Genomic DNA, 10,882 nt, shown 5'->3' on the forward strand with positions numbered 1-10,882 from the left:
CGCGAGGCGCGGGGCGAAACCAATGCCGATATCGCCGCCAAGTCGGTCGCCGCGCATGAGGCAGGAATCAACGTCATCCTGTGCGTCGGCGAAACGCTGGCCGTGCGGGACGCCGGACGGGCCGAGCAGGTCGTGGCCGACCAGTTGCTCGCATCCCTGCCCGAAGGCGCGTCGGCGGACTGGCTGGCGGTCGCCTATGAACCCATCTGGGCGATCGGCACCGGCCGCATCCCGACGATCGAAGCGGTCGCGTCGATGCATGCCGCGCTGCGCGCCGCGCTGGCAAGCCGGATCGGCGAGGAAGCCGACAAGGTGCGAATCCTCTATGGCGGATCGATGAATGGCGACAATGCGGCGGACCTGATGGCGATCGTCGATGTCGACGGCGGCCTGGTCGGCGGCGCAAGCCTGACCGCAGCGAAGTTCGCCCCGATCATCGAGGCGGCCGACCAGCGCATGGCGGCTGCGGCCTGATATAAACTTCCTATCATTCCTGTCTCCGTTCGCCCTGATCTTGTCGAAGGGCGCTTCTTTCTTGAAGAGAAGTGCTGGGCTTCGACAGGCTCAGCCCGAACGGGGGAAAGGGAGCGGGTTATCCCGCTTTCATCCACATCATGTGGATTGGCGGTTATGCTCCTGGGGCGTTGAACGCCCTCACAGGTTGCCCCCGCGCCCCATCGTCGCTATGTGCGCGCCAACGCACTCCTTCACCGGACAGAAACTCGCAATGTTCACTTTCCTCCTCGTCGTGCAGGCGATCATCGCCGCCCTGCTGGTTGCCGTCATCCTGATGCAGAAGTCGGAAGGCGGCGGTCTGGGCGTGGGCGGCAGCCCGGCGGGGCTGATGTCGGCGCGCGGCGCGGCGGACTTCTTGACCCGTTCGACCACTGTCCTCGCCAGCATCTTCGTGCTGCTGTCGATCGTCATGGCGGTCATTGCCTCGGTGCGTCATGCGCCGAGCGACATCGATACCTCGCTGGTCAAGCAGGCGCCGGCAACGCAGAGCGCTCCGGCAACGCCGAACGCCGATCCGCTGGCGGGCGCCGCGAGCAATGCGGCCTCCGCGCCTGCGTCCAATGGCGCGGTTCCGCTCGCCAACTAACCACTTCACCGATCTTTCGATCTTTTTTTAAGCGCGCGTGGATTCGCGCGCTTGCCCTTTGTTGTTCCGAAAGGCTAAGCCTCCACTCCCATGGCGCGGTATATTTTCATCACCGGCGGCGTGGTCTCCTCGCTTGGCAAGGGCCTGATGGCCGCTTCGCTTGCAGCTCTGTTGCAGGCGCGAGGTTTCCGTGTTCGCATCCGGAAATTCGATCCCTATCTCAACGTCGATCCGGGGACGATGAGCCCGTATCAGCATGGTGAGGTCTATGTGACCGACGACGGGGCGGAAACCGACCTCGACCTTGGCCATTATGAGCGGTTCACCGGGGTTTCCGCGCGCCAGTCGGACAATGTGACGCAGGGCCGCGTCTATCAGACGATCATCCAGCGCGAGCGGCGCGGCGATTATCTGGGCGCGACGGTGCAGGTCATTCCGCACGTCACCGACGAGATCAAGGCGTTCGCCCTGGCCGATACCGAAGACCTCGACTTCGTGCTCTGCGAAATCGGCGGCACGGTCGGCGACATCGAATCGCTGCCCTTCATGGAAGCGATTCGCCAGCTGCATAACGATCTTGATCGCGGCCAGTCGATCTTCGTTCATGTGACGCTGGTGCCCTATATCGCGGCCGCCGGCGAGCTGAAGACCAAGCCGACCCAGCACAGCGTGCGCGAACTGACCTCGCTTGGCATCCAGCCCGACATCCTGCTCTGCCGCTGCGAACATCCGCTGCCCGAGAGCGAGCGCAGGAAGATCGCGCTCTTCTGCAATGTGCGTCCCGAAGCGGTCATTCCCGCGCTCGACGCCAGCAGCATCTACGCCGTGCCGCAGCAATATCATGCCGAAGGTCTGGACGCCGAAGTGCTGCGCGCCTTCGGCATCGGCGATGCGCCCGCGCCCACCATGGAGCGCTGGGACGACATCATGGATCGCCAGCTGAACCCGGAGGGCGAAGTCACCATCGGCGTGGTCGGCAAATATGTCGGCCTGCTCGACGCCTACAAGTCGCTGCACGAAGCGCTGCACCATGGCGGCCTCGCCAACCGGGTGAAGGTCAACATCAAGTGGATCGACGCCGAACTGTTCGAGAAGGGCGAGGATCTCGCCTCCAGCCTCGAACCGATGCACGGCATCCTTGTCCCCGGCGGCTTTGGCGTGCGCGGGTCGGAGGGCAAGATCGCCTCCGTCCGCTTCGCGCGTGAACGCAACGTGCCCTTCTTCGGCATCTGCCTTGGCATGCAGATGGCCTGCATCGAAGGTGCGCGGAACACCGCGGGCATCGCCGACGCGTCGACCACCGAATTCGGCGAGACGTCGGAGCCGGTCGTCGGTCTGATCACCGAATGGATGAGCAAGGAAGGTCTGCAACAGCGTACCGCCGAAACCGATCTGGGCGGCACGATGCGTCTGGGCGCCTATCCGGCGAAGCTGACGGGTAACAGCGTCGTCGCGGGGATCTACGGCACCAACGACATCAGCGAACGGCACCGCCATCGCTACGAAGTCAATGCCAGCTATCGCGATCCGCTGGAAAAGGGCGGCCTGATCTTCTCGGGCATGTCGCCCGACGGCACGCTGCCGGAGATCGTGGAGCGGCCCGACCATAGCTGGTTCGTGGGCGTGCAGTTCCACCCGGAACTGAAATCCAAGCCCTTCGACCCGCACCCGCTCTTCGCCAGCTTCATCGAAGCGGCGGTCAAGCAGAGCCGGTTGGTATAAAAGGAAACGGGGCCGGTAAGGCCCCGTTTTTCGTTTCAGCCCTCCATCTTCGGCACGTCGAACAGATGCCGGTACTGGCGGGGCTGGCAGCGCAGATATTGCGGGGCGGCTTTGACGCTCGCCCCCAGATGCGCCGCTGCGTGCCAGGGCCAGCGCGGATCGTAGAGGATGGTGCGTGCGATCGCGATCAGGTCCGCGTCGCCGGTGCCGACGATCGCCTCGGCCTGCTCATAGTCGGTGATCAGGCCCACCGCGATCACCGGCATCGTCACAGCCTGCTTCACCGCGCGTGCGAGCGGCACCTGATAGCTGGGACCGACCGGAATATCCTGTCGCGGATCGAGGCCGCCGCTCGACACATGGATCGCGCTGCATCCGCGCGCCTCCAGCGCCATGGCAAAGGCGATCGTCTGCTCGATGTCCCAGCCACCCTCGACCCAGTCGGTGCCCGAGACGCGCATCGTCACCGCCTTGTCCGCCGGGAAGGCCGCACGCACGGCGTCGAAAATCTCCAGCGGCAGACGCATCCGGTTTTCGAGACTGCCGCCATAGTCATCATCGCGCCGGTTGGAGAGGGGCGATAGGAACTGGTGCATCAGATAGCCATGCGCGCCATGCAGCTGCACCGCATCCAGCCCCAGATTGTCCGCTCGCTTCGCCGCCGCGACGAAGGCGTCGCGCAGCCGCTCGATCCCGGCCCGGTCGAGCGCCATCGGGGCGTTGGTGCCCGGCGTGAAGGGCAGGGGAAAGGGGGCGACCGTCTGCCAGCCATTGGAGGCATCGGGGGCGATCTGTGCGCCGCCCTGCCACGGCACCTGCGTCGACGCCTTGCGTCCCGCATGACCAAGCTGGATGGCGATCGGCATGTCGCTATGGCGCCGCACGCCGTCCAGCACCCGCTTCATCGCCGCCTCGGTGCGGTCGTCCCACAGGCCGACATCGGCATGGCTGATCCGCCCCTCCGGCAGGACCGCGGTCGCCTCGATCGTCAGCAGTGCGGCACCCGACAGGGCGAGTTGGCCGAGATGGATGAGGTGCCAGTCGGTCATTTCCCCGTCCACCGCCGAATATTGGCACATGGGGGCGATGACGATGCGATTGTCGAGCTTGATGTCGCCGACATGGAAGGGCTGGAACAGCTTGGGACCGCTCATGGGGTTCTCCATGAAAGAAAAAGGCGCGGCACGAATGATCGTGCCGCGCCGCAAATAGGAAGCGTAATGGGCCGCTGAAAGGGGTCAGCCCACCGGCGTCAGCTTCAGCATCCGGCCCTGCGATCCGTCCTTGCCATCCTCCAGCAGCCAGAGCGCGCCGTCCGGTCCCTGCTCGACCTCGCGGATTCGGGCGCCCATGTCCCACTGGTCGGCCTTTTCCGCCTTCTCTCCGTCCAGCTTCACGCGGACCAGCGCCTGGCTCGACAGGCCGCCGATGAACAGCGAGTTCTTCCATTGCGGGAAGAGGTCGCCCGAATAATAGAGCAGGCCGGCCGGCGAGATGACCGGGTTCCACCAGACCTTGGGCGCCTCGAACCCGTCGCCCGGCGCATGGTCGGGAATCGGCTTGCCGTCATAATGGTCGCCGTTCGACACCTTGGGATAGCCATAGTTGAGGCCGGGCTTGATCAGGTTGACCTCGTCACCGCCCTTGGGGCCCATTTCCTGCTCCCAGAGCCGCCCGTCCGCGTCGAAGGCAATGCCCAGCAGGTTGCGATGGCCGTAGGACCAGATGGCGGGGTTGAAACCCTTTGCCGCCAGCGGATTGCTTGCCGCCGGCGTGCCGTCCAGGTTCAGGCGCAGCACCTTGCCCAGCGTCGATTTGGGATCCTGCGCCGGGTCGAATTTCTGCCGCTCGCCATTGGTGAAGAACAGATATTTGCCATCGGGCGAAAAGGCGATGCGGCCGGAATAATGGCCATTGCCATCGACATAGGGGCTGGCGCGGAAGATGACCTGCACGCCGTCCAGCTTCGTCGTTCCGTCGCTCGCCTGGTTGAACGCGCCCTTCGCCAGCGCCACGCCCTTGAGGCCGTCGCGCTCCTCGGAGAAGCTGAAATAGACCGCCTTGTCCTTCGCGAAGCTGGGCGACAGCACCACGTCCATCAGCGCGCCCTGTCCCGCATAATCGACCTTGGGGATACCCGCGACCGGGATCTTGGTGCCGTTCTTCGGATCGAACAGGATCATCTCGCCTGCCTTCTCCGTTACCAGCGCGCGGCCGTCGGGCAGGAAGGTCATCGCCCAGGGCGAATCGAAGTCGGCGATGACTGACGTCTTGAACGGCTTTTCGCCGGGCGCGGTCGTCTGGCTGTTGGCCCCCTCGCCCGAACAGGCGATCAGCAGGAGGGGAAGGGCGGCGAGCGTCAAATGGCGCATCTGTGTCTCCATGTCAGGGCTTTGGGGCGGGTGCGTGGCGCGGAATGATGCGCTTCAAATGGTTCGAGACGAATAATGTTGCAGATTTTCCGCGCGCCGCCTATATCGCCCTTGCTTCCTTACATCGTCAAACATGTCAGGGTCGCAGGCCAAGCCTGCGGCGCGGGAAGACGCACATATTTGGTTTACGGAGACTGCATGGCGGACATCGCCGAACTGACCGCGCTGATCGAACCCGAGGTGAAGGCCCTGGGCTTCGAACTCGTGCGCATCAAGCTGTTCGGGTCGGGCGACGAATATACGCTTCAGATCATGGCCGAAAATCCGAAGACCAGGCAGCTCGTGATCGAGGATTGCGCGACCATCTCGCGCCGCCTGTCGGACGTGCTGGATGAAGCCGACCCGATCGAGGACGCCTATCGCCTGGAAGTGAGTTCGCCCGGTATCGACCGGCCGCTGACCCGCCTGCACGACTTCCTCGAATGGGCCGGGCATGAGGCGAAGGTCAACGCGACCGAGATCGTGTCGGGCCGCAAGAGCTTTCGCGGCATCCTGAAGGGCGTCGAGGGCGAGGATATCCTCTTCGCCGACGCCAAGGCGGGTGACGTTTCCATTCCTTTCGCGCTTGTAGGCGACGCCAAGCTGGTGCTGACCGACAAGCTGATTGCTGCTAGTATGCCGCTCTCCTCCGATGGGGCGGACGAGTTTGAAACCGAAGAATAAGGGTTCATAACGTCATGGCCAACGCCATTTCCGCCAACAAGGCAGAACTGATCGCCATCGCCAATTCGGTGGCATCGGAAAAGATGATCGACAAGGCCATCGTCATCGAGGCGATGGAGGACGCGATCCAGCGCGCCGCCCGCGCGCGGTACGGCGCCGAGAATGATATTCGTGCGAAGCTGGACCCGGACAGCGGCGATCTGCGTCTGTGGCGCGTCGTCGAAGTGGTCGAGGTCGTGGAGGATTATTTCAAGCAGGTGGACCTGAAGCAGGCCGCCAAGCTGAAGAAGGACGCCGTCGTCGGCGACTTCATCGTCGATCCGCTGCCCGCGATCGATCTGGGCCGCATCGACGCCCAGTCGGCCAAGCAGGTCATTTTCCAGAAGGTCCGCGACGCCGAGCGCGAGCGCCAGCATGAAGAATATAAGGATCGCGTCGGCGAGATCATCACCGGCGTCGTCAAGTCGGTCGAGTTCGGCCATGTCGTCGTGAACCTGGGCCGCGCCGAAGGCGTGATCCGTCGCGACCAGCAGATTCCGCGCGAAGTCGTCCGCGTCGGCGACCGCATCCGCTCGGTCGTTCTGAACGTGCGCCGCGAAAATCGCGGCCCGCAGATCTTCCTCAGCCGCGCGCACCCCGAATTCATGAAGAAGCTGTTCGCGCAGGAAGTTCCCGAAATCTACGACGGCGTCATCACCATCATGGCCGCTGCCCGCGATCCGGGTTCGCGCGCCAAGATCGGCGTCATCAGCCGTGACAGCAGCATTGATCCGGTCGGCGCCTGCGTCGGCATGAAGGGCAGTCGCGTTCAGGCCGTCGTGCAGGAAATGCAGGGCGAGAAGATCGACATCATCCCCTGGTCGGAAGATACCGCGACCTTCGTCGTTAACGCGCTTCAGCCCGCGCAGGTCGCCCGCGTCGTCATCGACGAGGAAGAAGAGCGTATCGAAGTCGTCGTTCCGGACGATCAGCTGAGCCTCGCGATTGGTCGTCGCGGCCAGAATGTCCGTCTCGCCAGCCAGCTGACCGGCAAGGCGATCGACATCATGACCGAGGCTGACGCGAGCGAGAAGCGCCAGAAGGAATTCGTCGCCCGTTCCGAACTGTTCCAGAACGAACTGGACGTGGACGAAACGCTGTCGCAGCTGCTGGTCGCCGAAGGCTTTGGCGAGCTGGAAGAAGTCGCCTATGTCAGCGTCGAGGAACTCGCCGCGATCGAGGGTTTCGACGAGGATCTGGCCGCCGAATTGCAGAGCCGTGCGCAGGAAGCACTCGACCGCCGCGAACAGGCTGCTCGCGAAGAGCGTCAGGCGCTGGGCGTCGACGACGCGCTGGCCGACATGCCGCACCTGACCGAAGCGATGCTGGTCACGCTGGGCAAGGCGGGCGTCAAGACGCTCGACGACCTCGCCGACCTCGCCACTGACGAGCTGGTGCAGAAGAAGCGCGTCGACCAGCGTCGTCGCAAATCGGACAGCAGCAGCGATGACAAGGGCGGCATTCTGGCGGCCTATGGCCTGAGCGACGAGCAGGGCAATGAGATCATCATGGCCGCCCGCGCCCACTGGTTCGAAGAGGAAGCCTGAGACTCCATGTCTGTTTTCGATATCCGTCTGGCCGACCCGGCGATCGTCGCCGATGTCACCCAGTCGCTCGTTGAGCGGCTGGGGCGGCCGGCGGCTGTCGATCTTGCGCTCCAGCCAAGGGAGGACGCCAATGCTGCGGACACTCCCCGATGAGAGAATAACCGCTCTCGACAGCGTCGGACTTGCCCTTTCTTCCGTTCTGGCGGAGGAGCGCGCATGACCGAACGCAAATGTATATTGACCGGCGACCGCGCCGATCCCGAAATGCTGATCCGTCTGGCCGTGGGGCCGGAAGGGCAGGTGCTTCCCGATATCCGTGCCAAGGCGCCGGGGCGGGGTGCCTGGATCGGCGTGAATCGCGCCGAGCTGGAAGTCGCGCTGGCCAAGGGCAAGCTCAAGGGAGCGTTCGCTCGCGCCTTCAAGGAAGGCGCGCTCCAGATTCCCGATACGCTGCCGGAGATGATCGAGTCGGGTCTGCGCAAGGCTCTGCTCGACCGGATGGGGCTGGAGGCGCGTGCGTCCATGCTGCTCACCGGCTCGGAAAAGATCGACGTCGCCTGCCGCAAGGGCCAGGTGCAGATGTTGCTCCACGCCGCCGATGCGGCGGCAGACGGCAACCGCAAGCTGGACCAGGCCTATCGCGTCGGTCAGGAAGCGGAGGGCACGGATTTGGCGGGCATCACCTTGCCTGTGGACCGAGACGCCCTATCTATGGCAATGGGGCGGGACAATGTTGTCCATATCGCGGTAACCGACTCGCGCGCTGCTTCGCGCCTGCGCGCGGCCATAGGCCGCTTGGAAAGCTATCTGGGTTGCGCTAACGGGGCGCCAGTGCATGGGGAGCATGGCTCCGCTGATGCGCCGGCCGTCCTTGAATAGGCTTTGGCCTGGTACGCATCGAGAAATAAGGGCGCTGGCGGGCCTTTCCGGCCAGAGCGGAAGTGAAGGGTTAAGTTCGAACATATGAGTGACAGCAAGGAAGACAAGCCGGTTCTGGGCCGCAAGCCGCTGGGCATCAAGCGGACCGTCGAATCCGGTCAGGTGCAGCAGCAGTTCAGCCATGGCCGCAAGAATACGGTCGTGGTTGAGGTGAAGCGGCGCCGCGTCCTGGGCAAGCCCGGTGAGACGACCGGTGGCGCTCCTGCGGCTGCGCCCCAGGCCGATCCGACCCCGGTCGCTCCCGCGCCGCGCCCGGCCGCGCCCGCGCCGCAGCAGCCGCAGGCGCGTGCGCCGCAGCCTGCTCCGGTGCGTCAGGCGCCGCCGCAGAGCCTGATGTCGCGTCAGGAACTCCAGGCCAAGCTGCTGCGTGAGGCCGAAGAGGCCCGCATGACCGCGCTGGAAGATGCGCGCCGTCGTGAGGATGCCCAGCGACTCGCCGCGATCGAGGAAGAAAAGCGCCGCGCCGAGGAAAATCGCCTCGCCGCTGAAAATGCGGAAGCCAATGCCACGCGTCAGACCGAAGCCGCCGCAAAGGCTGCGGAGGACACTGCCGCGGCGCCTGCGCCGGTCCCGGTCGAAGAGGCTGCGCCCGTCGCTGCGGCGCCTGCCGAAACGGTCGCACCTGCCGCTGCGCCCGCCGAGCAGAAGCCCGCGGCGACCGCCGCCACCATTCCGCCGCCGCGCCGCTTCACGCCGGTAGCGCCGGTAAAGCGCCCCGAACCGGCCAAGCCCGATCGTGCCAAGAAGGGCGAGGATAATCGTCGTCAGGCCGGCAAGCTGACCGTTACCCGCGCCCTTGCGGACGACGACAGCGCCCGCGCCCGTAGCCTCGCGGCGCTGAAGCGCGCGCGTGAAAAGGAGCGTCGCGCACATTATTCGGGCGGGTCCAAGACTCGCGAGAAGCAGAGCCGCGACGTGATCGTGCCTGAAAGCATCACCGTTCAGGAACTCGCCAACCGCATGGCCGAAAAGGGTGCGGACCTGGTGAAGGCCCTGTTCAAGATGGGCACCGCCGTCACGCTCAACCAGCCGATCGATCAGGATACGGCGGAACTGCTGGTCGAGGAATTCGGCCACCGCATCCAGCGCGTGTCCGATGCCGACGTCGAAATCGGCATGGAAGGCGAAGCCGACGCTGTTGAAACGCTGAAGTCCCGTGCGCCGGTCGTGACCATCATGGGTCATGTCGATCACGGCAAGACCTCGCTGCTTGACGCGCTGCGCGGGACCGACGTGGTCGCCGGCGAAAGCGGTGGCATCACCCAGCATATCGGCGCCTATCAGGTGAAGACCAAGGGCGGTGATGTCATCACTTTCCTCGATACGCCGGGCCACGAAGCCTTCTCGGAAATGCGCGCCCGCGGTGCCAACGTCACCGACATCGTCATCCTGGTGGTGGCAGCCGATGACGGCCTGATGCCGCAGACGATCGAGGCCATCAACCATACCAAGGCGGCTGGCGTTCCGATGATCGTGGCGATCAACAAGTGCGACAAGCCCGAAGCGAATCCGCAGAAGGTGCGCGAGCGCCTGCTGAGCGAGGAGATCGTGGTCGAGGATATGGGCGGTGACGTGCAGGACGTGGAGGTTTCGGCGCTCAAGAAGACCGGCCTCGACGAACTGATCGAAAAGATCCTGCTCCAGGCCGAGGTCATGGAACTGACCGCCAACCCCGATCGCGCCGCCGAAGGCAATGTGATCGAGGCGCAGCTCGACAAGGGCCGCGGCGCAGTGGCGACCGTTCTCGTCCGCAAGGGCACGCTGAAGATCGGCGACACCTTCGTCATCGGGTCTGAAAGCGGCAAGGTCCGCGCGATGATCAACGACAAGGGCCAGCAGGTGAAGACCGCCGGTCCCTCGACCCCGGTCGAGGTTCTGGGTCTGTCGGGCGTCCCGATGGCGGGCGACCAGCTCACCGTCGTGGAGAATGAAGCCCGCGCCCGCGAAGTCGCCGCTTACCGTCAGGAACAGGCGACCAAGAAGCGCACCACCGCAGCCCCGACCAGCTTCGAGCATATGTTCTCGGCGCTCAACACGACCGTCATCGAATATCCGGTGGTGGTGAAGGGGGACGTGCAGGGATCGGTCGAAGCGATCGTGACCGCGTTGAACCGTATCTCGACCGACGAGATCAAGGTTCGCGTCCTGCATTCGGGCGTCGGTGCGATCACCGAAAGCGACGTCACGCTGGCCGCTGCCAGCCGTGCGCCGCTGATCGGCTTCAACGTCCGTCCCAATGCCAAGGCGCGTCAGCTGGCGGAGCGCGAGAAGATTTCGCTGCGCTACTATGACGTGATCTACGACCTGCTTGAGGAAGTCCGCGGCGAAATGGCGGGCCAGCTGGCGCCCGAGCGCATCGAAACGATCGTTGGTCGTGCCGAAGTGCTTCAGGTGTTCCCGGCGGGCAAGAAGGACAAGGCAGCCGGTCTGCTCGTCCT

At 64.7% G+C, this 10,882-nt stretch carries 10 protein-coding genes; 8 read left to right on the plus strand and 2 right to left on the minus strand.

Translation table 11 applies throughout. The annotated features are described in order from the left end of the window. From VMR39_RS22735 to VMR39_RS22745, 3 genes are all read left to right on the plus strand, one after another. The coding region (locus VMR39_RS22735) for a triose-phosphate isomerase family protein (RefSeq protein WP_325419380.1) at positions 1-474 on the plus strand (474 nt) is incomplete at its 5' end. Between the two features lie 253 nt (positions 475-727). Then, positions 728-1,102, plus strand: coding sequence for a preprotein translocase subunit SecG (gene secG, locus VMR39_RS22740; protein WP_325419382.1), 375 nt, complete (start codon positions 728-730; stop codon positions 1,100-1,102). Between the two features lie 90 nt (positions 1,103-1,192). Beyond that, on the plus strand, positions 1,193-2,824 hold the full coding sequence (locus tag VMR39_RS22745; protein WP_325419384.1) for a CTP synthase: 1,632 nt from the start codon (positions 1,193-1,195) through the stop codon (positions 2,822-2,824). A 35-nt stretch (positions 2,825-2,859) separates the two neighbouring features. Here VMR39_RS22745 and VMR39_RS22750 read toward each other — a convergent pair whose 3' ends face one another. Then, positions 2,860-3,978 (minus strand): NADH:flavin oxidoreductase/NADH oxidase, encoded by a 1,119-nt coding sequence (locus tag VMR39_RS22750; RefSeq protein WP_325419386.1) that lies wholly within the window; start codon positions 3,976-3,978, stop codon positions 2,860-2,862. 84 nt (positions 3,979-4,062) lie between these two features. Next, on the minus strand, positions 4,063-5,196 hold the full coding sequence (locus VMR39_RS22755) for a PQQ-dependent sugar dehydrogenase (RefSeq protein ID WP_325419388.1): 1,134 nt from the start codon (positions 5,194-5,196) through the stop codon (positions 4,063-4,065). 198 nt (positions 5,197-5,394) lie between these two features. On the opposite strand from VMR39_RS22755, the gene rimP reads away from it, so the two are divergent. The 5 genes from rimP to infB all read left to right on the plus strand — a co-directional run. Next, a complete protein-coding gene (rimP, locus tag VMR39_RS22760; protein WP_325419390.1) occupies positions 5,395-5,919 on the plus strand; it encodes a ribosome maturation protein RimP in 525 nt (174 codons plus the stop codon). Between the two features lie 14 nt (positions 5,920-5,933). Then, positions 5,934-7,505, plus strand: coding sequence for a transcription termination factor NusA (nusA, locus tag VMR39_RS22765; RefSeq protein ID WP_325419392.1), 1,572 nt, complete (start codon positions 5,934-5,936; stop codon positions 7,503-7,505). A gap of 6 nt (positions 7,506-7,511) precedes the next feature. Continuing rightward, positions 7,512-7,658, plus strand: coding sequence for a hypothetical protein (locus VMR39_RS22770; RefSeq protein WP_325419394.1), 147 nt, complete (start codon positions 7,512-7,514; stop codon positions 7,656-7,658). Between the two features lie 63 nt (positions 7,659-7,721). Continuing rightward, positions 7,722-8,384, plus strand: a complete 663-nt coding sequence (locus tag VMR39_RS22775) for a DUF448 domain-containing protein (protein ID WP_325419396.1) — start codon at positions 7,722-7,724, stop codon at positions 8,382-8,384. Positions 8,385-8,468: 84 nt separating this feature from the next. Then, a partial coding sequence (gene infB / locus VMR39_RS22780; protein WP_325419398.1) for a translation initiation factor IF-2 occupies positions 8,469-10,882 on the plus strand: 2,414 nt, incomplete at its 3' end.

This window comes from Sphingobium sp., from assembly GCF_035511395.1.
GTDB lineage: Bacteria > Pseudomonadota > Alphaproteobacteria > Sphingomonadales > Sphingomonadaceae > Sphingobium.